The following is a 22601-nucleotide window of genomic DNA, read 5'->3' as shown; positions in this document are numbered from 1 at the left end:
GGTGCCCTCCGCGCCGGAGCCAGCCGTACGGGAGGCGCCCGTACGGGGGAGGGAGGACTCGCGATGAACGAGACGATGATCTGCGCGGTGGGCAACGTGGCGACGCAGCCGGTGTACCGGGAACTCGCCAACGGCCCGTCGGCACGCTTCAGGCTGGCGGTCACCGCGCGCTACTGGGACCGGGAGAAGAGCGCGTGGACGGACGGCCACACCAACTTCTTCACGGTGTGGGCCAACCGGCAGCTCGCCACCAACGCGTCGTCGTCGCTGGCGGTGGGTGATCCGGTGGTGGTCCAGGGCCGGCTGAAGGTGCGCACGGACCTGCGCGAGGGGCAGAACTGGACCTCGGCGGACATCGACGCGGTGGCGATCGGCCACGACCTGGCCCGCGGTACGGCGGCGTTCCGGCGCGCCGGCAGGTCCGAGACGGCGACCACCTCTCCACCGCAGCCGGAGCCCAACTGGGAGACACCGGCCCCGGAAGCGGCCGACCCGGCCGACTCGCCCGCTCCGGTCACCGGGCAGCGGCCGGAGCCCGCGGCCGTGGCATGACACGGACGTGCGGCGAGGACTGACCGAAGTGCGGCTTATCGGCGAAGACGCCTTGGATGCCCCTGGGTTGATTTGTCGATAAGCCCTGCTCGCAACCGTGTCGGCGATAACGATTCCGATTCGGATCACCCCGCGGACCAACATCACCGGCGGGCACGGTGCGTCATGTCCTTAGGATGCCGAACGAGCCCTGCGGGGCTGCTGATTCTGCTGGTGGGACCGTGCCCCCCACGTCAACGGGTCCTGCTCGAAGGGGAATTTGGTGTTTTCTTCGTTCACTGCGCTGTCCCTGCCAGGCCGGGGAGCGGCGCGAATCGCCGCCGCGGCCCTGGTGTCCGCGGTCGCCGCCGCGGGCGTGGTCGCCGGCGCGGGCCCGGCAGCCGCGGCGCGGGGCGGGGCGGCGCAGGGACAGGGCGGGGCGACGGCCACCATAGGCGGCCTCAAGACGCACGGCACCGCGGTCATCCACGGGGCCGCCGGCGACCAGGAGGTGCCGGCCGGCCTCTTCGAGATGTCCGTCGACGGCGGCGGCATGCTGCAGACGTACTGCGTCGACGTCCAGAACCCCACGCAGAAGGACGCCAAGTACCGCGAGACGCCCTGGAGCGGCACCTCGCTGGGCACCAACGACGACGCCGGGCGCATCCGCTGGATCCTCCAGAACTCCTACCCCCAGGTCAACGACCTGGCCGCGCTCGCGAAGAAGGCGGGCGTCCGCGGCGGCCTCACCGAGCAGGACGCGGCGGCCGGTACGCAGGTCGCCATCTGGCGCTACTCGGACGACACGGACGTCGAGGCCACCGACCCCGAGGCCGAACGGCTCGCCGACTACCTGGAGAAGAACGCCCGCGACCTCGAGGAGCCGACCGCCTCCCTCTCCCTCGACCCGCCCGCGGTCTCGGGCCGCCCCGGTGAGCGGCTCGGCCCGGTGACGGTCCGCACCAACGCCGACGGCGCGACGGTGACCCCGCCGGTCGACGCCACCGCGGGCGGTGTGCGGATCGTCGACAAGGACGGCGCGCCCGTCACCTCCGTCACCGACGGCACGCAGATCTTCTTCGACGTGCCGGAGGAAGCGGACCCCGGCACCGCCGGACTGACCGTCCAGGCCTCGACCACCGTGCCGGTCGGCCGGGCCTTCGCCTCCGAGAGCCGCAGCCAGACCCAGATCCTGGCCGGCTCCTCGGAGTCGACGGTCACGGCGACGGCGACCGCCACCTGGTCCGACCAGGGCCCGATACCCGCCCTGTCCGCGCGGAAGAACTGCGCCGAGGGTGCCCTGGACATCACCGCCTCCAACAAGGGCGACGAGGACTTCACCTTCGAGCTGCTGGACACCGAGTACACCATCGCGGCCGGCGAGTCCCGCACGGTGACCGTCCCGCTGCCGGAGGACCGGCCCTACGACTTCACCGTCCGCGGCCCGGCCGGCTTCGAGCACCGCTTCTCCGGCGTCCTCGACTGCCGCACCCGGACCGCCGCCCTCGACGACACCACCCGCACCCTCACCGCACCGGCCCCCTCCACCCAGGCCGTCACCCCCACCCCCGACACCAACCTCGCCGAAACCGGCAGCTCCGGGGTGACCCCTCTGATAGGCGGCACGGCCATCGGCCTCGTCGTGATCGGCGGCGCGGTCCTGCTGTTCGTCCGCAGGCGCAGCGAGGGCGGACAGCGCTGACCCACCCGCCCGTTGGCGCACTCGCGCGGCGGCGTCAGTAGCGGTGACCGGGCCAGTGCGGGTCCGACCAGCGCTCCTCGTCGGTGAGCGACAGCAGCCGTATGCGGTGCCGCAATTCCTCCGGAGCGCCCGACGCGCGCAGCCGCGCCATGCCGGGGCCGAGGAGCCAGGCGACCAGGTCGGCACGGAGTCGTTCCTCGTCGTTCTCGTACCAGTCGACGTACCAAGGCAGGCTGTCCCCCAGGAGCTCGTACTCCCATTCCGCCGCCGCCTCGGCGACGCGCCGGTCGCTGAGGGGCCCGGTCCGCCGCTCCCATTCGGCGAGCCAGGGGCCGACCGTCCCGGACGCCTCGGCACACAGCGCGAAGACCTGGTGCGCCGGTACGGCCGCGTCCGGATCGGTGAGGCTCTGCACCCACCAGGCGCTCAGGAACTCGCGCACCGCACCGGCGTGATCGTCGGGCCACCGCTGCCAGCGGCCGCGGGCCAGGGAGCACCCGGCCTCTTCCAGCCCGAAGAGGGGCTCCGCGAGACCGGCGACCAGGACCCTGGCGAACTGGGGCAGGATGCGGCGCAGCACGGCCGCGTGATCGGTCCAGTCGACCGCCCGCCAGGTCCGGCGCAGGAGGTCCGGATGCAACTCCACGTCCGGTGTCTTCAGCAGGGCGAGTTCCTCCGCGCTGCCCCAGTGGCAGTCGCAGTTGTACTCGTCCGGACGTGCGGTCATGCCGCGGAAGGTGACGGCGAGGCCGTCCAGGGCGTCGGCGAGACGCCGGCCCGCGGGACGGTGATCGGCGAGGTCCATGATGTGCCGGCCTTCGAGGACTCCGGCCGGCTCGCCGACCGAAGAGCGCCACACTACCCGGTGCGGCGACCGGCAGCCACGGGCGAGGCTTCGGCGGCATCCGGGAAACCCCAGGTCAGAGCCCCCGCCGGGAACGCGTTTCCTCCCAGGGGTGGCGGTGCGGCAAGATGGGGTGTATCTGCCCACTGCCTGATCAAGCTGCCGGACGGTTTCTCTTGGCTGAGTTCATTTACACCATGCGCAAGGCGCGCAAGGCGCACGGCGACAAGGTGATCCTCGATGACGTCACCCTGAATTTCCTTCCCGGCGCCAAGATCGGTGTTGTCGGTCCGAACGGTGCCGGTAAGTCCACCGTTCTCAAGATCATGGCGGGCCTCGAGCAGCCGTCGAACGGTGACGCGTTCCTGTCGCCGGGCTACACGGTCGGCATCCTGCTGCAGGAGCCCCCGCTGAACGAGGAGAAGACCGTCCTGGAGAACGTCCAGGAGGGTGTCGCCGAGGTCAAGGGCAAGCTCGACCGGTTCAACGAGATCGCCGAGCAGATGGCGACCGACTACTCGGACGCGCTGCTGGAGGAGATGGGCAAGCTCCAGGAGGAGCTCGACCACGCCAACGCGTGGGACCTCGACGCCCAGCTCGAGCAGGCCATGGACGCGCTGGGCTGCCCGCCCGGCGACTGGCCGGTCGTGAACCTCTCCGGTGGTGAGAAGCGGCGTGTCGCGCTGTGCAAGCTGCTGCTGGAGGCGCCCGACCTGCTGCTCCTCGACGAGCCCACCAACCACCTCGACGCCGAGTCGGTGAACTGGCTGGAGCAGCACCTCGCCAAGTACGAGGGCACCGTCGTGGCCGTGACCCACGACCGGTACTTCCTGGACAACGTGGCCGGCTGGATCTGCGAGGTCGACCGAGGCCGCCTGCACGGCTACGAGGGCAACTACTCCAAGTACCTGGAGACCAAGCAGACCCGCCTCAAGGTCGAGGGCCAGAAGGACGCCAAGCGCGCCAAGCGGCTCAAGGACGAGCTGGAGTGGGTGCGGTCGAACGCCAAGGGGCGTCAGGCCAAGTCCAAGGCGCGTCTGGCGCGGTACGAGGAGATGGCCGCCGAGGCCGACAAGATGCGGAAGCTGGACTTCGAGGAGATCCAGATCCCGCCGGGCCCGCGGCTGGGCAACGTCGTCGTCGAGGTCAACAACCTCACCAAGGCCTTCGGCGAGAAGGTCCTCATCGACGACCTCTCCTTCACGCTGCCGCGCAACGGCATCGTCGGTGTCATCGGGCCGAACGGCGCCGGCAAGACCACGCTCTTCAAGATGATCCAGGGCTTCGAGGAGCCGGACTCCGGTTCCATCAAGGTCGGCGACACGGTCAAGATCTCCTACGTCGACCAGAGCCGCGAGAACATCGACCCGAAGAAGACCCTGTGGGCCGTCGTGAGCGACGAGCTGGACTACATCAACGTGGGCCAGGTCGAGATGCCGTCGCGCGCCTACGTCTCCGCCTTCGGGTTCAAGGGGCCGGACCAGCAGAAGCCGGCCGGTGTGCTCTCCGGCGGTGAGCGCAACCGCCTCAACCTCGCGCTCACCCTCAAGCAGGGCGGCAACCTGCTGCTCCTCGACGAGCCGACCAACGACCTCGACGTCGAGACCCTGAGCAGCCTCGAGAACGCCCTGCTCGAGTTCCCCGGCTGTGCCGTCGTCGTCTCCCACGACCGGTGGTTCCTGGACCGGGTGGCCACCCACATCCTCGCCTACGAGGGCGAGTCCAAGTGGTTCTGGTTCGAGGGCAACTTCGAGTCGTACGAGAAGAACAAGGTCGAGCGGCTCGGCCCGGACGCCGCCCGCCCGCACCGCGCCACCTACAAGAAGCTGACCCGGGGCTGATCTTGCGGCACATCTACCGCTGCCCACTGCGCTGGGCGGACATGGACGCGTACGGCCACGTCAACAACGTGGTCTTCCTCCGCTACCTGGAGGAGGCCCGTATCGACTTCCTGTTCCGCCCGGAGAAGGACTTCAAGCAGGGGTCGGTGGTGGCGCGCCACGAGATCGACTACAAACGGCAGCTCGTCCACCGGCACCACCCGGTCGACATCGAGCTGTGGGTCACGGAGATAAGGGCGGCCTCCTTCACGCTGACCTACGAGGTCAAGGACGGGGACGTGCTCTACGTCCGCGCCTCCACGGTCATCGTGCCGTTCGACTTCGAGGCGCAGCGGCCCCGGCGGATCACCGCCGAGGAGCGGGAGTTCCTGGAGGAGTACACGGACGCCGAGGAGGACGCCAAGGAGGAGGCCGTCGTCGTATGACGGTCCTGCACCTCGCCGACGAGGGGGAGGCCGCGGACCTCGCGGCCTTCCTCTCCCGGCTGCTCCACTACGACCGTTCCGCCGCGGTGCGCCTCCAGGCGGCAGGCACGGCCCTCGCCGTCTTCGGGCGGCCCCCCTCCTTCGAGGTGCTCGCCGTGCGCGCGGTGCGGCTCGCCAAGCCGTACGAGAACGGTCTCGACGTCACGCTGGACGTGACCGTGTCCGCCGGTGAGCTGCTGGAGACGGTGGACGAGCAGGCGGCCACCGCAGCCGTACCGGGCGTGGTGACCGGGCCGCCCTGGGCCGGGGTGCTGCCCCCGCGCGGCGGCTGGCGGCCCGAGCCGGGGCTGCCCGCGCCGGACGCCCTGCGCGCGCTGGTCGCCGCGGCGGTGGCGGAGTTCCGCTCCCGCACGGCGGAGCTGACGCCCGAGGAGCGTACGCGGGCCGAACTGGACCGGATCGGGCGGGACATATGGTCCCGGACGGTCGGGGACACCGGACTGCCGGTGCGGGCCGTGCACGCGGCCCAGTCACTCGGCTTCCTGCGGGCGTCCGCGTCCGCGTCCGGGTCCGGGGGCGACGCGCCCGGGCTGTTCTCCTGTGGAGCGTGGCTGCGGCTGCGCACGCCCTACGGGTCCGTCGTCCTGCGGCGGGCCGGCACCGGGGCGCTCGGCATCAGCGTGCGCTGAGCCCGCCGGAGAGCGAGCTGCTGCTCCGCCCGGCCGCTCAGGTTCCGTCGCTGTCGTCCGGGCGTACGGCGATGTGGTCGGGTTCCAGTTCCAGGGCCACCCGGTCGCGCATGTCCAGGGCGCGCGTGTACTCGGCGGGCAGCTGGAGCCGGCCCGCGCGGTCGAGCATCGCGTACTCCCGGGCCACCACCTTCTCGTCGCCGGTCGCGGCGTCCACCTCGCTGCGGCGCAGGACCTCCGTGGAGGTGCGGCCGTCGCGGATGGCGACCGTGCGGCTGACCTCGCCGGCCACCGCCTGGTCGTGGGTGACGATGACGACGGTGGTGCCCAGCCGCTCGTTCGCGGTGCGGAAGGCGGCGAAGACCTGTTCCGCGGTGTGGGAGTCCAGCTCGCCCGTGGGCTCGTCGGCGAGCAGCACCGCGGGGTCGTTGGCCAGGGCCACGGCGATGGCGGCCCGCTGCTGCTGCCCGCCCGACATCTGGTGCGGGCGGCGGTCGCGGCAGTCGGCGATCCCCATCAGGTCCAGCAGCTCCAGCGCCCGTTCGGCGCGGGCCGCGCGCCGGCCGCCGGTGCCGGCCAGCCGCATCGGCAGGGCCACGTTCTGCGCGGCCGTCAGGTAGGGCATCAGGTTGCCCGACGTCTGCTGCCAGACGAAGCCGACCACCGTACGGCGGTAGGCCAGCCGGTCCTTCGCCGTCATCGCGAGCAGGTCCCGGCCCGCGACCCGGGCGGCGCCCGCGGTGGGGGCGTCCAGGCCGGCCAGGATGTTCATCAGCGTCGACTTGCCGCTGCCCGAGGCGCCCACCAGCGCCATCAGCTCGCCTTCCCGGACCAGCAGGTCGAGGCCCTGGAGGGCCTGCACCTCCACGCCGTCCGTGCTGAAGATGCGTACGACGCGGTCGCAGGTGATCAGGGCGTCGTGGCCGTAGGCGGGACGGTCGCGGGACGCGGTGGCGCGGTCGGCCAGTTCGGCGAGGGTGGGGTTGGTGGTCGTCATCGGGGCCTCCGTCGTCTCCTGCGCGTCGTGTCGCTTCGTCGCCTCCCGGCGCGTGCCGGCTTCCGCGGCCGGCACCCTGCGCACACGGGCGGCATCCGCGCCGAGGCCGTCACCGCGCGTCCCCCGCCCGCAGCTCCGTGACCGCGCCGCGCCGGCCCGACCACCACGCCTGCCCGGCCGCCACACCCACCGTCAGCACCAGCACCGCGACCGCCGGGACGGCCAGCGACCACGGGTCGGCGCGCAGCTGGGCCGGGACCGTCGAGGGCGAGGTGGCCGCCAGGGCGATCGTCGTCAGGTCGATGCCGGGGGAGAGCAGCCGGATCGCCGCCCAGCCGGTCAGGACGCCGCCCGCGACGGCCGGTACTGCCTGGGGCAGGGACTCCAGGACCAGCAGGCGGCGGCCCTGGGCCGGGGTGAGGCCCATGGTGCGCAGGCGGGCGAGGAGGGCGGCGCGTTCGGGGGCCGCGCGGGCGAGGGACAGCAGCAGGGCCAGGGCGGCGTACCCGGCGCCCGCCGCCACGGCGGCCGTGTAGACGCGCTCCGCGCCGGACTGCAGGGGCGAGTCGACGTACCGGGCCCGTTCCTCGGACCGCAGGTGCACGGACGCGCCGTCGCCCGCCGCCCGCCGCAGGGCGTCCGCGTCCAGGCCGCCGCCGGTCAGCAGCAGTACGGTCGGCCGGGCCGCCCGCGCGGAGAGCCCGGCCCGGTCCACGACCAGGAAGTCGTCGCGGAAGAGGGCCGGCGTGCGGTCGCGGACGACGGTGATCCGGAGGGTGACGAAGGTGCCGTCCTCCATCCGGACCGGGAAGGGCTGCGTGCCGAACCGTCCGGCGACCATCGAGGAGGCCAGCGCCGGGAGCGCGTCCCCCGAGCCGTCCCGCCGCGTCAGCTCGTCCGGCGCGAACCCGCCGAGGCCCGTCCGCGCCGCCAGCGCCGCGTAGGCCTCCGGGTCCACGCCCGCGACCGGCAGCGACTGGCGGCCGTCCGAGGTCTTGGCCTGGTAGGCGATGCTCACCTCGGTGAGCCCCCGCACGCCGGGCGCGTGCGCGAGGCGGCCGGGCAGGCCGGACGGCAGCGGTCCGGACGCCGCCTCGACGCGGGCGTCGGCGCCGACGGCGAGCACCGCGGCCCGGTCCCGGGCGTCCGAGACACCGGCCAGGACCGAGCCGCCGAACGCGGCGGTGGTGAACGCGGTCAGCAGCGCGAGGAGCGGCAGCACGGTGGAGACGGACGTACGGCCCGCGCGGGCCAGCGCCAGATGCCCCACCGCGCCGCGCAGCCGTCCGGCCGGGCGGGCCAGGCCGCGCAGCACCGGCGGCTGGAGACGGACCAGCACCAGCGCGGCGATCACCCCCACCAGCACCGGCGCCAGGGACACCAGGTCCCCGGATCCGCCCGTCGCCCCGCGCCGGCGCAGCAGCTCGACCGCGCCGAGGGCCAGCGCCACGGCCGTCAGCTCGGCGACCGTACGGCGCCGGGACGGGCGCGCGGTCGCGACGTCCCGACGGCCGTCGTGCACCCGTACGGCACGGTGCGCGGCGGCGGCCCGCAGCGGCAGCGCGAGGCAGGCCACCGCGGTGACCGCCCCGGCGGCCCCCAGCGCGGGCAGCAGCCGGGCGCCGGGCAGGACGAGGACGGCCACGGCGAGGCCGAGGGCGCCCGCGGGCAGCGCCACCACCGCCGTCTCCGCCAGCAGCCGGCCCGTCAGGCCCCGCAGGGACGCGCCGCGGGCCCGGAGCAGTGCCAGTTCGGCGCGGCGCCGCCCGGCGGCCAGACCGCCCGTCATCAGCAGGACGACGGCGGCGACCGTCCCGGCGCCCGACGCGGCGACGGAGACCAGCGGAGCGATGTCCCCGCGCAGCCGGTCGTACGTGGTGAACACGGCGTCGAGCCCGGTCTCGACCTCGGCGAACGGGCTGAGCATCGAGCGCAGCTGCTCCGTGCCCGGCCCGGACTCCAGCGAGGCCACCGAGGCGCTGAGCCGGTCGAGGTCCCGGCCGTGCAGTGCTTCCGTGTCGGGCGCCAGGTGCCAGTAGCGCATGGGGCCGCCGTCCGTGCCCAGCAGCGCGGGCGCCGCCTCGGGCGGGAGCAGCAGGCCGCCGCGCCAGAACCTCGGGGCGTTCGGGTCGCCGCCGGGTGTGCGCACCAGGGACGGCGTCCGCAGGACGGACCAGACCGACCAGTAGACGCCGTCGGGTTCGCGTGGCGCGACGACACCGGTGACGTGGACGGCGAGCTCGTCCCTGCCGTGCACGTGGATGACCGAACCCGCCTCGATGCGCAGCGTGCGGGCCGTCTCCTCGGTCACCGCTGCCTCCACCCGGCCGGTCGAGGCGGTCACCGGGCCGCCGGTCGCCCGGGGCAGCCGGCCGGAGCGCAGGCGGGCGTGGCCGGCGAGGTCGTTCGGGGCGGCGAGGACCATCTGCGCGGGCAGCCCGTCCGGCCGGGGCAGCCACTCCTCCGCCGCGATCAGGTCGGACGTGCTGCGCACCCCGTACGCCGACCGGGAGCCGTCGACGGCCAGCGGGCTCTCGACGGTGTCCACGATCGACTCGTAGTAGCCGGTGACGCTTTCGGGACGCAGCGCGTCCTCCTGGTCCGCCGTCTTCCCGCCCAGGCCGGGGTCGGCGCTGACCTGGAGGCTGCTCTGCCCGGGGTGGACCTGCTCGACGGCCCGGCTCAGACCGGCGTCCGCGTACCGGTCCAGCGCCCGCGGGAAGGCGGCGGCGAGACACGCCGTCAGCGCCACCAGCAGTGCCAGCGCGCCCGCGGCACCGGGGGCTGCCCGCAGCCGGGTGCGTGTCCAGGGGGCGGGCACTCGGTTTGCCCGGTTCACCCGGTTCGCGCGGTCCGCCCGGTTCGCGCGGGCCGCCCGGTCCGGCCGGTTCGGCGGGTTCACCTTCCGTCACCTCCGCGCTCCTTGAGCGTCACCGTCGGATCCGTCCGGCGCAGCGCCAGTGCCGCCGTCACCAGCAGCGGGACCAGGACCGTCGCGGCCAGCAGCACGGCGACCCGGTCGTACGGCAGCGTGACGTGCACGCCGGGGACGGGCCGGGCGGCCTGCTGGGTCAGCACGGTCAGCGGGATCACCGCCCGGGTCAGGACCGCCCCGAGGGCGGCGCCCGTCAGCAGCGCCAGGCCGACCAGCACGCCCTGCTCGACGGCGACCGTGCGGGCCAGCCGCCCGCGCGAGGCCCCCAGGGCCCGCAGCACCGCGAACTCCGCGCCCCGCTCGCGCAGCGACCCCGCGGCGCTCACCGCGAAGCCGACCGCGGCCAGCGTCGCCGCGACGGCGGCGGCAGCCGCGAACGCGGCCCCGGGACCCGCGCCGAACGGGTCGTCGCGCAGCCGCTCGGCGACCTCGTCGCGCACCATGACCTGGGACGGCGCCGTGTCCGGGAGGGCCCGCAGCGCGGCGACGGCGCCGTCCGTCTCCTCCGGCGTGCTCCGCAGCCACCACTCGGTGGGCGGGAGCGCGGTGCCGTGCCCGCTCTGAAGCTCCCGGTTGACCGTGCGCAGGTCGACCAGCAGGGCCCCGCCGAACCGCGCCGGGTCCACCTCCTGGGGGGCGGTGGTCGGCAGTTCCCGCACCGAGCGCAGGATCCGCACCTGTACGCGTTCGCCGCCGAGGTTCACGTGGACGCGCTGCCCGACGCCGGCGCCCGTCGACTCCAGGAAACGGTCGGTGGCGACGCCGGTGACGTCGGGCGGCGGCGGCCCGGACACCCGCAGCCGGAGGGTGAGGACCGACGGGGGGCGGGTCGGGTCGTTCTCGGAGTGGCCCGTGGCGTACTCGACCGTGAACGGCTCCGCCCGCAGCACCCGCGGCGGGGCCGAGTCGGCGCCGTCGGCCGGTCCGAGCGACGGCCCGGTGACCTCCGACCGCCCCGTCCAGTCGCCGGGCAGCCGGACCTGCCGTGCGGTGCCGTCGGCGGACGTGGCGGTCACCTCGCGCACGGTCAGCCGGTGCCGCTCCCCCTCACCCGTCGGCCGGGTCATGACCAGCTGCACACCGGTCAGGGTCAGCGGGCCGGCCGACACGTCCATGGTGAGGGTGTGTTCCCGGCCGTCGGCGGCCAGCCGGCCGGCCCGCAGCCGGTACGGGGTTCCCCAGCGGTCCTCGACGGTCACCGTCACGTCGGCCGCCATGCCGGCGGGGGACCGGCCGGAGCCCGGCGCGGTGTCGCCGGGGCCACTGGGCGGTGCGCCGACGTCCCAGCCGGACAGGGTCGCGGCCAGCGACAGCGTCGCCGTCCCGGCGGGGACCGGCGCGCCGGCGGGCGGCTGCCCGGGCGCCAGGCCCGACAGCAGTTCCGGCAGCGGCTCGTCGGCCAGGTCGGGGCGCAGCAGCATCGTGTCCGCCGCGCGGGAGGTGTCCAGCGCCAGCACGGTGGCCGTCCGGTCGCCGGACAGCGACAGCGTGGTGCGGGCCGCCGGGGCCACCCCGGCCACGCCGGCTACGGCCGCGTACCGGTCGGTGCGGCCGGGGACCGACTCGGCGGGAGCGGTCACCCGCACCGGCGCGCCGGTACGGAAGTCGGCCTGGTCGTCCTGGGAGCGGGACCAGGAGGCGCTCTGCCCGATCGCCATCGTGCCGAGCGCCACGGCGAGCACCAGCAGCAGCACCGGGCCGGCCCCGCGCATCGGGCGGCGGCCCAGCTGCCAGCCCGCCAGCGCCCCCGCCAGCCCGCGTCCGTTCGCCGCCCGCCGCTCGGCCAGCCGTGCCACCAGCGGCAGCAGCCGCAACGCGAGGACCGTCCCGGCCAGCAGGGCCAGCGCCGGCGTCACGACGAGCAGCGGATCGACGCCGAGCGTGCCGGGGTCCGCGCCGGTAGCTGCGGCGGTGGCGGTGTCGGCACCGGTCCCGGCCGCGGAAGCCGTGCCCGTGCTCGTGCTCGTGTCCGTGCCGGACGTCTGCCGGTCCAGTTGCCAGTAGGCGACGCCGGCCAGCACCAGCAGTGCCACGTCCGCGCCCGCGCGCAGCGGGGCGGGCAGCGTCCTCGGCCGGCCGCCCGCAGCGGTCGCCGAGGTCAGTGCCGGCAGCGTCACGGCGAGGGTGCAGCCGAGCGCCGCGAGGCCGGCCACCAGCCACACCACGCCGCTGCCGCCGGCCGCGGGCTCCCACCGCAGCCCGATCCGGGCCAGCGGCCCCTGCCCGGCCAGCAGCCGGATCAGCGGCCCGGCGAGGAGCGGCGCACAGACCAGCGCGGGCCCGGCCAGCAGCAGCGCCTCCAGGGCACAGACGCCCACCAGCCGGGTCCGGGAGGCGCCGCGCGCCCGCAGCAGCCGCAGCTCACCCGCGCGTTCGACGCTCAGCAGCCGGGCCACCAGCAGCAGCGCGCCGCCCGCTAGCAGGGCGAGCTGGAGCGCGATGACCAGGACGGTGGACCTGGCCACCACCAGCGAACGGTCGAGGCGGTCCAGGATTCCGGCCAGCCCGGTCCCCGCCTCGGTCGTGCCGCTGAGCACCGGCCTGTCGCGCAGCCATGCCGTGCCCTCGTGCGCCGCCTCGCGCAGGGCGTCCGTCCGGCCCACCGTCAGCGAGGAGTAGTCCGCCGTCGCCAGCCACCCCGACGAGCCCGCGCTGACCCTGCCGCCACTCAGCACACCGTTCGGGGCGAGCAGCGGCCCGTACGTCGTGAAACCGCCCTGCTCGACGCCGCGCCCGTCCAGGTCGTCCAGCCGCCAGTACGGTGCCCCGTCGTCGACCGGGCGGTACAGGCCGGTGACCACCACCCGGACGTCGGGGCCGTCGAGGCGGTCGGTGAGCGTGAGCCGGGCGCCGGGCCGTACGCCCAGCCGCTCGGCGGCGGTCACCGGCAGCGCCGTCTCGACGGACCCGCCCGCCGCCTCGCCGGGCATGCGGCCCTCGTCGATGCGGACCTGCGTGGGGTCGAGCGCCGCGAAGTACGTCAGATCGGGGTTGCCGGACGACTCGGCCCGCGCGGAGGAGGACGGCAGCGCGTACGGGCCGGAGCGGACCAGGGTCCGTACCGTGTGCGGCAGACCGTCGAAGGTCCTCGCGGCCCCCTTGCGCACCGTGGAGTCCGCGTCGGAGCGCTGGGCGGCCGGTACGTCCGCCTTCACGACCAGCGCGGCGTCGGCGGCGTTGCGAGGGTCGGCCAGGGCGTGCCGCAGGGCCGCGTTCCCGATGGCGCCGGAGAACGCGGTGAGGGTGGCCAGCACCGTCGTCGTCAGCAGGACGGTGAGCAGAGCCGCCGCCAGCAGCAGGCGGTGCGCCCGCGCGCGCAGCAGCACGAACCCCGCCAGTCCCCCGAACCCCGCCACCCGGCTCCCCCGCCACCTGTTGTCCAGACCTCCGGGCGAGGATGGCAGAGGGCAAGGGTCTCGGGTAACCGTCTGAAAGGCGGACTTGACCGGATCGTGACCGGATACCGGCGTCGGACGACCGGAATCCGTTCGTCAGCCCCCGCGCAGGGGAGGGACCGTGCTCAGCCCTGCGTGTTGACCATCGAGGCGGCCGCGTACGTCAGGTACTTCCACAGCGTCTGCTCGTGCTCCTCGGAGAGCCCCAGCTCGTCGAGGGCGACCCGCATGTGCTTCAGCCAGGCGTCGTGCGCCGCCCGGTCGACGGCGAACGGGGCGTGGCGCATCCGCAGCCGCGGGTGCCCGCGGTTGTCGCTGTACGTCGTCGGACCGCCCCAGTACTGCATCAGGAAGAGCGCGAAACGCTCCTCGGCCGGGCCCAGGTCCTCCTCGGGGTACATCGGCCGAAGGATCGGATCCTCGGCGACCCCCTGGTAGAAACGGTGGACGAGCCGGCGGAAGGTCTCCTCCCCGCCGACCTGCTCGTAGAAGGTCTGCTCCTGAAGCGTGCCGCGCCGAATCTCATTCACGTCGTCCATGGTCTCAGACGGGTGGACATAGGACTTGAGGATTAGGACCCGCCGGGGCCCTACTGTGGGGGTATGGGCGGGCACCCGGACCTGGACGGCCTCGCCGCCTCCGCGCGGGCGGAGCTGGTGCGGGAGATCGAGCTGAGCGGTGCCTGGAGGGCCGACCCTCTCTGGCGGGAGGCCTTCGCGGCGGTGCCGCGCCACCTTTTCGTGCCGTACTACTACGTCGGCGTCCGGGGCGGCTACGAACGCCGCTGGGGCGAGCATCCCGACCCCGGCGCCCGCGAGCGCTGGCTGCGCGGTGCGTACACCGACGCTCCGCTGGCCACCCGGCTGCGCGACGGCGAACTGCTCTCCTCCAGCAGCCAGCCGTCGCTGATGGCCGAGATGCTGGTCGAACTGGGCGTGACGGACGGCGACCGGGTCCTGGAGGTCGGCGCGGGCACCGGCTACAACGCCGCGCTGCTCGCCCACCGGCTCGGCGACGACGACCTGGTCACCACCGTCGACCTCGATCCCGAGATCACGGAGGCGGCCCGCCGGCACCTGGCCGCCGCCGGGTACCACCCGGCCGTCGTCACCGGCGACGGCGCGCGCGGCGTGCCCGAACGCGCCCCCTACGACCGGATCCTCGCCACCTGCGCGCTGCCCTCGGTCCCGCGCGCCTGGCTCGCCCAGTGCCGGCCCGGCGGCCGCATCCTGGCGCCGCTCGCCACCGGCCTGGTCGTCCTCACCGTCCACGGTGCCGGGCACGCCGAGGGGCGTTTCCTGCGCACGCCCGCGTACTTCGTGCCGCTGCGCGGCGGCACGGACCGGGGCGAGCCGCAGCCGCCGGGCCTGGGCGGGGTGCCGCGCCGGGCCCGGGAGGACGACCTCTTCCGCTTCCTGCTGGCGCTGAGCCGGGGCAGCCTCGACCCGCAGGAGGCGTACGCCCTGTGGGCCCGGGAGGACGCCCCGCGCCGCGAGCGCTACGGCATCACCGTCAGCGGCGAACGGGCCTGGGCGTGGCTGGACGACCCGGAGGGCCCGTACGCCTGGCCGTTCGCCTGACGACGGGCCCCCGTCTCAGCCCCTTCTCATCCCCTGCGGATCGTGATCGTCGTCCAGGCGCCGACGTGCACCCGGTCGCCGTCCTGGAGCGGCACCGGCACGAAGGGCTGGATCGGCTCCTCGCCGCCGTTGACCGTCGTGCCGTTCGTCGAGTTCTGGTCGACGACCGCCCAGTTCCCGTCCGGCTGCTGGACGAGCACCGCGTGCTGGTGCGAGACGCCCGGGTCCTCCGGCGGCACGGCCAGGTCGATGTCCGGGGTGTCGCCGGTGGAGTGCCGGCGGCGGCCGATGGTGATCTGGTTGCCGGTGAGCGTGCGCTGCTGCTCGGGCGAGTACGCGGGCAGGTTCAGGCCTGCGGCCTCGGGGCCGGAGCGCTGCATCATCGCCATGAAGTAGTCGCGGTCCGGGCCGATGGTCGCGGTCCACGTCACCGGTCGCTGGGGCCGCTGCGGCTGCTGCGGCTGCTGCGGGAACCCGTAGCCGCCACCGCCGGGCGGGGGCGGCGGGGCCTGCGTCGCGCCCGGCTGCGGGTAGCCGTAGCCACCGCCGCCCGGCGCCTGGCCCGGGCCGTTCGGGCCACCGGACGACGGAGGGGAGAGCACCCAGTCGTCGTCCCCGCCGCCGAAGGACGGGCCACCCTGCTGCGGGCGGTCGGTTCCCTGCGGGAAGGCGGGCGGGGCCGGCGGACCGGACTGCTGGTACGCCTGCGGAGCGCCCCCCGGACCACCGGGACCGGGCGGCGGCACCGGCCGCGACGGGTCGCCACCGAAGGCGGGCGGGGCGGGCGGACCGGACGGGCCACCAGGACCGCCGGGACCGTCGGGCCCACCGGAGCCGAACGGGCCACCGGGGCCGCCCGGGCCACCGGGCCCGTTGGGACCGCGGCCGCCGGGACCACCGGGCCCGGACGGATCGCCCGGTCCACCGGAGCCGAAGGGGCCGCCGGGACGGCCCGGGCCGTCGGGTCCACCGGAGCCGAACGGGCCACCGGGTCCGCCCGGACCGTCGGAGCCGCGCGGACCGTCGGAGTTGAACGGACCACCGGGGCCGCCCGGACCGTCAGCACCACTGGAGCCGAAGGGGCCGCCGGGCCCGCCCGGTCCACCGGAGCCGAAGGGGCCACCGGGGCCGCCAGGGCCGCCGGGCCCGTTGGAGCCACCGGGAGCACCGGGTCCGTTGGGGCCGCCCGGGCTGCCGGGTCCGTTGGGACCGCCAGGGCCGTCGGGCCCGCCCGGTCCACCGGAGCCGAAGGGACCACCGGGGCCGCCCGGGCCGCCGGGAGTGCCGGGTCCGTTGGGGCCGCCAGGGCCGTCGGGCCCGCCCGGTCCACCGGAGCCGAAGGGGCCACCGGGGCCGCCCGGGCCGCCGGGCCCGTTGGAGCCACCGGGAGCACCAGGCCCGCCAAAACCACCAGGTCCACCAGGTCCACCGGGGCCACCAGGGCCGCCGGGCCCACCAGCACGACCACCGGGGTTACCGGGGCCACCCGGCCCCCCGGGAGTGCCGCCCGGTCCACCGTGTCCCGACGGGTCGCCGCCGAAGGGCGGGCCCGGCGGGATCGGCTCCGCGGGGCGGTTCATCTGGGACGGGCGGGAGCCCTGGTAGTCGTACGAGTCGCCGCCGCCGTACGACGGGCCCGACGGCGGCTGCGGGAAGCGCGGCCCCGGGCCACCGGACGCCGGCGGGCGCGGGGCGGCCGGTGTGTAGGAGGTGGCGGTGTTGGTGAGGAAGTTCCACCGGCACTCCTCGCAGAACGGCGCCCCGCCCTCACGCGGCGTGCGGCACTGCGGGCACAGCTGCGGCTCGGCACCGGCTCCGCCGGGACCGCCCGCCGGACCGCCGGGTCCACCGGGACCGGCCGGCGGCGGGAAGCCGTAGCCGCCGCCCGGAGGCGGCGGGGGAGGGGGCGGCACGGCACCGGCCATGCGGTGACCGCAGACCTCGCACCAGTCGTCGGAACCCGACTGGTGTCCGTTCGGGCAGGTCGGCATGTCGGTGCTTCCCCCTCTTGCGGGCTTGTTGGACTCTGTTGTCCTGCGTCACTTCTTCACGCGAACAGTCTTCGTCGACCGGGTCTCGAGAGTCATCTCGTCGGCTTCCTCGACCTTCGCTTTGAGTCGCACAGTACCTGTCGCCGCGTCGACCACGTCCACCACCTTCGCGAGCAGTTTCGCCGTATCCGCGTTTCCGTAGCCCCTCGCGAGCTGAACGGCGCGGCCCAGTTTGGCCGTTGCTCCGTCGATGTCTCCCGCTTTGCGCAGATCGAGCCCTTGTTGGATGGCTTGTGCCAGTTCGGCCTGCCCGGTGTAGTGGGCGACCTGAGGGTTGATCGACGTGGAGGCGGCCATGTCGTCGGTCCACACGGCGCGCACCAGGCCCTGGGCCCCGAGGTTCTGGACCGTGCCGCCGGGCTCCGGGATCACCAGGGAGACACGGGCGGCCAGCATCTCCTGGCCGAGGTTCGCGGCCGGTACCTCCACGCAGACGTGGTAGTCCCGGGACTCGTCGCCCCAGGAACCGGTGGGGTAGTCCCCGGCACGGGGGCCCGCCTCGGCACGGCGGCCGGTCAGCTCCTCGACCGTGGGGGCGACCTGTTTGACGAACTTCACAGTGGTGCCGACGGGGGTCCACAGCCGCAGGGCGACGTCCGCGACCTCCTTGCCCATGGCCGTCTCCATCATCCGCGTGAAGTCGGCCGTGAGAGAGGCCGGGTCGGCGACGATGTCGGCGGTGCCGAGCAGGGCGGAGGCGATCCCTGTGACTTCTTTCACTTCCCAGTCGGTGCCCACGCCCCGGGCATCGCAGGTGAAACGCCCGGCGCAGGCGTCGAGCGCCGCCTTCAGGTCGTCCGGTGACTCGTGTTCGTTGCGGCCGTCCGTGAGCAGGATGCCGTGGCGGATGGCGACGTCCGCGGTGGCCAGCAGCCGGTCGGCCAGCCGCAGCCAGGTGCCGATGGCGGTGCCGCCGCCCGCGCTGAGGCCGCGCAGCGCGCGCTTGGCCTGCTCCCGGGTGGTGGCGTCGGCGACCGCGAGCCGGCCGTCGCCCGGGTAGACCTCCTTGGCCACGTGGGTGCCGCCGATCACCGTGAAGTGCACGCCGTCGCGCAGGGTGTCGATCGCGGCGGCCGTCGCGTCGCGGGCGTTGCGCATCTTGGTGGGCGGGTAGTCCATCGAGCCCGAGCAGTCGACCATGACCGCCACCGCGGCGGACGGCCCCTGGCCCGGCGAGTACAGGTGGGGCGCGGTGACCGCGCTCCCGATGGTGCCGCCGCCGGTGGCGGTCACCGTCACGATGGCGTTGACCTCACGGCCGCCCTCGGGCAGGTACTCGTTCTGGTAGACGTCCACCGAGAACTGCGGCACGTTCGACTTCGAGAAATTGGCCATGCCCGATCGCATCCCCCTCTACGTCCCCACACCGGTGGGGTGACGGCTGACGGCACGGGCCGCCCCCTGCGGCCCGCGAGACCGCCCGCGCGCGTCCCCGCCCCGCGGGGGCCTCAGGCCGATCCTGCCCCCTGCGGCGGCGCCGGGAACGGCAGGAGGGCCACTGTTACGTTGTCGTGGCCCCCGCCGTCGAGGGCGTGGCCGACCAGGACGCGCGCGCTGTGCAGGGGCCGCGCGGCGGCGTCCGGGGGCACGGCGTCGGCCATCTCCTCGGCCGACTCGGCGTAGTTCCACAGGCCGTCCGTGCAGACCACGACCACACCGGGGCGGTCCGGCTTGAACGACGCGGTGTGCGGTTCCAGTTCGTAGGCGTCGGCGCCGAGCCAGCCGGTGATGGCGTGGGCGCGCTCGTCGGCGTAGGCCTCGGCCTCGCTCATCAGACCGGCGGCGACCATCTGCGCGGCCCACGAGTCGTCCTCGGTGAGCCGGGCGGGCGGGGTGCTCCGGTCCACGGGCACCCAGTAGACGCGGCTGTCGCCGACCCAGCCGACGACCAGCAGGCCCGAGGCCACGACGGCGCCGACCAGGGTGCAGGCGGGCGCGTTCTGGTGCGGGGCCTGCTCCAGGGCCGTCCGGGGCTCCTCGGCCAGCGCGTTGACGGCGTGCGAGGCGGCGAGGATGGCGTCGTGCATGGCCTGCTGCGGGTGGGTTCCGCGCGGCAGGGCGGCGAGCAGGGACTCACCGGCCGCCCGGGACGCGGCGAGTGACGCGTCGTCGGGACGGGTCGCCGAGGAGACGCCGTCGCAGACGATCGCCACGCTCGCGGGGGCGCCGTCGGGCAAGGCGGTGCAGCCGACGGAGAACGCGTCCTCGTTGCGGTGGTGGCGCAGGCCGCGGTCGCTCACCGCGGCGACCGGGCCGGACTCCTGCTCCATGTGGTCGCGTTCGCGGGGCTGGGCGTGCCCGCAGTTCTCGCAGTAGCCGTCGTCGTCGACCCGGCCCGCGCGGCAGGCCACGCACACCTTCTCGGAGGCGGCGGGCGCGGTCGGCGCGGGCGCGGCGGCCGAGCGGGGGTCGGGCGCCTGCAACGGGTACTCGTCGGGCTCCCGCCCGTCGGCCCGGTGGTCGAACCGCATGCCGGACGCGGCCGGTTCGGGCGCGGCCGACGGCATCGGCGGCGCGGCGGGCGGGGGAGGCGGGGGCAGCGGGGAGCCGCCCGAGTCGGTGCCCGGCACCTCGGCCGCCACGTGCACGGGGGCCGGCCGGCCGAAGCCGTCCGAGTCCCGGGCCACGGGCCAGTCCACGCCTGCCACGCCTGCCACGCCTTCCACGCCTTCCACGCCGCCCGGCGGCGACGACGGCGCGGGCACCGCGCCGTTCATGGCGATCGTCGGGCTGTCGTCGGGCCGTGCGGGCACGGCGGACAGGTCGTATCCGCACGCACCGCAGAAACGGTCACCCGGCTCGAGGGGCTCCTCGCAGCTCGGGCACTTCGGCACAGCGGCCTGCTGGGGCATCTGCGACATCAACTACACCCACGTCCGGGGGCGGTAACGATTGGCACGTTCCACCAGGTCGATCCTCTCCTCGCCGCCCCGCGCCAGCCGGGCCAGCGTGCGGTACGAACGCTCCAGGCCGAAACGCAGGCCGCGTTCGTCCAGGCCGCTGCCGAGCAGCGTCCGTCCCCCGGCGGCGGGAGGGACGGAACCCCGACCTCCGGAGAGTACCCAGTCCAGGGCGCAGCCGAGGACCTCGGCCGACAGCTGCTCGCGCCGCGCCGGGTCCAGACCGTACACGTCCAGCGCCTCGACCTGCCGCGCGGAGGCGGTCAGATCGTCCAGGAACGCCACGTCGCCGGCCGCCGCGGTGCGCTGCCGCAGCCGCGCCCGTACGGCCGCCACCCGCGCGCCGGTGCAGTGGACGGAGGACTCCGGCACCGACTCCAGCGTCCGTACGGCCCCGGCCCGGTCGCCGCCGGCCAGCTGCACCCGGGCCAGCGCGAACGCCGCGCTGACGTGGCTCGGGTCGGACGCCCACACCAGGCGGTAGTACTCGGCGGCGTTGTCGAGCTGGCCCAGCACCTCCGCGCACAGGCCGAGCGCCAGCTTGGGCGCGATCTCGCCCGGGAAGGCGTCGTAGACCGCGTCGAAGGCGAGCGCGGCTCCCTCGTGGTCGCCGGTCACCAGCGCCGCCAGCCCCCGGTACCAGACCACCCGCCAGTCGTCGGGCCGTTCGTCCTCCAGCGTCCGCAGACCGTCCAGGGCGCCGGGCGCGTCGCCGCTCTCCAGGCGGGCCCGGACCTGCCGCAGCCGCGTCTCGGTCGACGGCGCGGGCGCCGCGGCCAGCGCGGTCAGCAGCTCGGCCGGCGCGGACGCCATGAGGCCCGCCAGGAAACCCGCGTTGGGATCGCCGGCGTCGACCCGCGGCACCGGCAGCGCGAGGGCCGCGGCGGGCGCGTCGGCCGGTTTGACCAGTCCGGGGGCGGTGCCACCGGGGTCGCCGCCCACGCTCGGCAGCGGCCTGGACGAACGCGGCCTGCGTTTCGGCCTGGAGCGTTCGTACCGCACGCTGGCCCGGCGGCGCGGGGCGCCGAGGAGCCCGCGGGCGGCACGGCACCAATCGTTACCGCCCCCGGACGGGGTGTAGTTGATGTCCCGCCCCCGCCCCGACCGCCGCACTCGTCCCGCCCGGCAACGCGGGGCCGGCACCCGTGCCGTCCGGCAGCCCGGCCGCCGCCGCTCCACCGCCGCCGCGCCGTCCCGTCCGCGCCGGCCGTGCCCCGAGCCGCGACACGTCACCGTCCAGTCGCGGGAACAACTCCGTGTCCGTGACCCTGACTTCCGGCCCGAACAGGGTGGATACTGCGGGCCGGGCGCGGCCCGTCTGGAGCGAGACCACCTCGCGCAGCACGCCCGTCAGCTGCTCCGCCATCTCCTGTGCCGAGGCGAACCGGCGGGCCGGATCGGGGTCGGTGGCCCGCACCAGCAGCCGGTAGAAGGACTCGTACCGCCGGAACACGTCTATGGAGTCCGGATCCGGCAGCGAGTCGGCGTAGACGGTCGTGTAACCCTGGAAGTCGAACGTCAGCACGGCGAGCGTGCGGCCGACCGTGTACAGGTCGGACGCCACCGACGGGCCGACGTCGGCGACCTCCGGCGCCTGGTAGCCCACCGTGCCGTAGATGGCGGACTCCTCGTCGTCCATCCGGCGCACCGCGCCCATGTCGATCAGCTTCAGCTGGTCCTCGGACTGGATGGCGTTGTCGACCTTGAAGTCGCAGTAGAGCAGGTTGCGGCTGTGCAGGTGGCCGAGGGCCTCCAGCGTCTCGATGCCGTACGCGCAGGCCTGCTCCACCGGCAGCGGGTCGCGCCGCCCCTCGGGGGTGCGCCGGCCGTTGGCGATCTCCTTCAGCGACTTGCCGCCGACGTACTCCATGACGATGTACCCGTCCAGCGAACCCGTCCGCTGGTCGAGGTGTTCGACGAAGTTGTAGATCCGCACGATGTTGGCGTGCTCGATCTCCGCGAGGAAGCGCCGCTCCGAGATCGCCGCCGCCATCGCGTCCTGGTCGCCGGTGTCCAGCAGGCCCTTGAGGACCACCCAGCGGTCCGAGACGGCCTTGTCGACGGCCAGGTAGATCCAGCCCAGTCCGCCGTGCGCGAGGCAGCCCACCACCTCGTACTGGCCGTGCACCACGTCCCCGGCCCGCAGCTTGGGCACGAACGAGTACGGGTGGCCGCACTTGGTGCAGAAGCCCTCCGTGCGCCCCGGCCGCTCCCCGCGCGCCCGCCCGACCTGCGCCCCGCAGTCCGAGCGGGAGCAGAACCGCTTGCGCTCCGGCACCTCCGGATTGTCCAGGACCATCGCGCGCGGATCGGGGCGCGGGATCGCCGGGACCTCGACCAGCCCGGCACCGAGCCGCCCGCGGCCGGAGACACCGGCGGCCGAGCCCGAGCTGCGCACCGACACCGAGCGCCCGGTGGACCGGCCCGACACCGACCGCGAGAGCCGCCCCGACACCGACCGCCGGGACTTCGAGGACTGCGACGACGTACGCGAACCGCGCCCGCCGGACCGGGAGCTCCCGCTGCCCGCGGAGCCGCGCGAGCCCCGCCCGCCGCCCCCGGTGACGCCGGTCGGCGACGAGCCGACCATGCCGCCCGCGGCGACGACCGGCGCGAGACCGCACGTGTCGCAGTACAGCTCGCCGCCGCCCACGTCCTCGTAGGTCCCGCCGCAGCCGGGACGCTGACACGTCCGCCCCGCCTCACTCATG

The 22601-nt window shown here is 75.0% G+C and carries 14 protein-coding genes and 1 pseudogene; 6 read left to right on the top strand and 9 right to left on the bottom strand.

Going from position 1 to position 22601, the window contains the following annotated elements; translation table 11 throughout:
- Window positions 1–63 precede the first annotated feature (63 nt).
- Both M6G08_RS04360 and M6G08_RS04355 read left to right on the top strand, forming a co-directional pair.
- Complete coding sequence (locus M6G08_RS04360; RefSeq protein ID WP_272585863.1) at window positions 64–552, top strand: single-stranded DNA-binding protein; 489 nt, start codon at window positions 64–66, stop codon at window positions 550–552.
- A gap of 262 nt (window positions 553–814) precedes the next feature.
- Window positions 815–2233: a Cys-Gln thioester bond-forming surface protein gene (locus tag M6G08_RS04355; protein WP_272585862.1), complete on the top strand. Its 1419-nt coding sequence runs from the start codon at window positions 815–817 to the stop codon at window positions 2231–2233.
- 34 nt (window positions 2234–2267) lie between these two features.
- Here the strand turns inward: M6G08_RS04355 and M6G08_RS04350 are convergent, their stop codons facing one another.
- Window positions 2268–3038, bottom strand: a complete 771-nt coding sequence (locus M6G08_RS04350) for a hypothetical protein (RefSeq protein WP_272585861.1) — start codon at window positions 3036–3038, stop codon at window positions 2268–2270.
- 215 nt (window positions 3039–3253) lie between these two features.
- Here M6G08_RS04350 and ettA point away from each other — a divergent pair, with 215 nt between their 5' ends.
- Genes ettA through M6G08_RS04335 form a run of 3 tightly spaced genes read left to right on the top strand, consistent with a single transcriptional unit; the run spans window position 3254 to window position 6032 of the window.
- On the top strand, window positions 3254–4918 hold the full coding sequence (ettA, locus tag M6G08_RS04345; protein ID WP_272585860.1) for an energy-dependent translational throttle protein EttA: 1665 nt from the start codon (window positions 3254–3256) through the stop codon (window positions 4916–4918).
- Window positions 4919–4920: 2 nt separating this feature from the next.
- Entirely contained in the window at window positions 4921–5343 is a 423-nt protein-coding gene (locus M6G08_RS04340) for an acyl-CoA thioesterase (RefSeq protein ID WP_272585859.1), read from the top strand.
- Complete coding sequence (locus tag M6G08_RS04335; protein ID WP_272585858.1) at window positions 5340–6032, top strand: DUF8010 domain-containing protein; 693 nt, start codon at window positions 5340–5342, stop codon at window positions 6030–6032. The genes M6G08_RS04340 and M6G08_RS04335 overlap by 4 nt, the downstream gene beginning before the upstream one ends.
- Before the next feature lie 37 nt (window positions 6033–6069).
- Here the strand turns inward: M6G08_RS04335 and M6G08_RS04330 are convergent, their stop codons facing one another.
- The 4 genes from M6G08_RS04330 to M6G08_RS04315 form a co-directional block, all read right to left on the bottom strand.
- Window positions 6070–7029: an ABC transporter ATP-binding protein gene (locus M6G08_RS04330; RefSeq protein ID WP_272585857.1), complete on the bottom strand. Its 960-nt coding sequence runs from the start codon at window positions 7027–7029 to the stop codon at window positions 6070–6072.
- 109 nt (window positions 7030–7138) lie between these two features.
- Window positions 7139–9868: an FtsX-like permease family protein gene (locus M6G08_RS04325; protein WP_272591254.1), complete on the bottom strand. Its 2730-nt coding sequence runs from the start codon at window positions 9866–9868 to the stop codon at window positions 7139–7141.
- A 59-nt stretch (window positions 9869–9927) separates the two neighbouring features.
- The gene (locus M6G08_RS04320) at window positions 9928–13320 is read right to left on the bottom strand and encodes an ABC transporter permease (RefSeq protein WP_272585856.1); all 3393 of its coding nucleotides are present in this window, start codon (window positions 13318–13320) and stop codon (window positions 9928–9930) included.
- Window positions 13321–13484: 164 nt separating this feature from the next.
- Window positions 13485–13898: a globin gene (locus tag M6G08_RS04315; protein WP_272585855.1), complete on the bottom strand. Its 414-nt coding sequence runs from the start codon at window positions 13896–13898 to the stop codon at window positions 13485–13487.
- A gap of 63 nt (window positions 13899–13961) precedes the next feature.
- Here M6G08_RS04315 and M6G08_RS04310 point away from each other — a divergent pair, with 63 nt between their 5' ends.
- Window positions 13962–14939 (top strand): methyltransferase domain-containing protein, encoded by a 978-nt coding sequence (locus tag M6G08_RS04310; RefSeq protein WP_272585854.1) that lies wholly within the window; start codon window positions 13962–13964, stop codon window positions 14937–14939.
- Between the two features lie 26 nt (window positions 14940–14965).
- On the opposite strand, the gene M6G08_RS04305 is transcribed toward M6G08_RS04310, so the two are convergent.
- From M6G08_RS04305 to M6G08_RS35840, 4 genes and pseudogenes are all read right to left on the bottom strand, one after another.
- The gene (locus M6G08_RS04305; protein ID WP_272585853.1) at window positions 14966–16930 is read right to left on the bottom strand and encodes an FHA domain-containing protein; all 1965 of its coding nucleotides are present in this window, start codon (window positions 16928–16930) and stop codon (window positions 14966–14968) included.
- A 48-nt stretch (window positions 16931–16978) separates the two neighbouring features.
- Window positions 16979–18325: a vWA domain-containing protein gene (locus M6G08_RS04300; protein WP_272585852.1), complete on the bottom strand. Its 1347-nt coding sequence runs from the start codon at window positions 18323–18325 to the stop codon at window positions 16979–16981.
- A 113-nt stretch (window positions 18326–18438) separates the two neighbouring features.
- A complete protein-coding gene (locus tag M6G08_RS04295) occupies window positions 18439–19851 on the bottom strand; it encodes a PP2C family protein-serine/threonine phosphatase (protein WP_443048734.1) in 1413 nt (470 codons plus the stop codon).
- Between the two features lie 3 nt (window positions 19852–19854).
- A pseudogene (locus M6G08_RS35840) lies at window positions 19855–22600 on the bottom strand (tetratricopeptide repeat protein).
- Between the last annotated feature and the right edge of the window lies 1 nt (window position 22601).

The organism is Streptomyces sp. M92 (genome assembly GCF_028473745.1).
GTDB lineage: Bacteria > Actinomycetota > Actinomycetes > Streptomycetales > Streptomycetaceae > Streptomyces.
Note: the sequence above shows the minus strand (reverse complement) of the source record. Positions and strands in the feature narration are given on the sequence as shown.

Bases quoted from the DNA above. Each gene is read 5' to 3' on its own strand.
- M6G08_RS04360 (WP_272585863.1), top strand. From the start codon at position 64: ATGAACGAGACGATGATCTGCGCGGTGGGCAACGTGGCGACGCAGCCG.
- M6G08_RS04350 (WP_272585861.1), bottom strand. From the start codon at position 3,038: ATGGACCTCGCCGATCACCGTCCCGCGGGCCGGCGTCTCGCCGACGCC.
- M6G08_RS04335 (WP_272585858.1), top strand. From the start codon at position 5,340: ATGACGGTCCTGCACCTCGCCGACGAGGGGGAGGCCGCGGACCTCGCG.
- M6G08_RS04330 (WP_272585857.1), bottom strand. From the start codon at position 7,029: ATGACGACCACCAACCCCACCCTCGCCGAACTGGCCGACCGCGCCACC.
- M6G08_RS04315 (WP_272585855.1), bottom strand. From the start codon at position 13,898: ATGGACGACGTGAATGAGATTCGGCGCGGCACGCTTCAGGAGCAGACC.
- M6G08_RS04310 (WP_272585854.1), top strand. From the start codon at position 13,962: ATGGGCGGGCACCCGGACCTGGACGGCCTCGCCGCCTCCGCGCGGGCG.
- M6G08_RS04305 (WP_272585853.1), bottom strand. From the start codon at position 16,930: ATGCCGACCTGCCCGAACGGACACCAGTCGGGTTCCGACGACTGGTGC.
- M6G08_RS04300 (WP_272585852.1), bottom strand. From the start codon at position 18,325: ATGGCCAATTTCTCGAAGTCGAACGTGCCGCAGTTCTCGGTGGACGTC.
- M6G08_RS04295 (WP_443048734.1), bottom strand. From the start codon at position 19,851: ATGTCGCAGATGCCCCAGCAGGCCGCTGTGCCGAAGTGCCCGAGCTGC.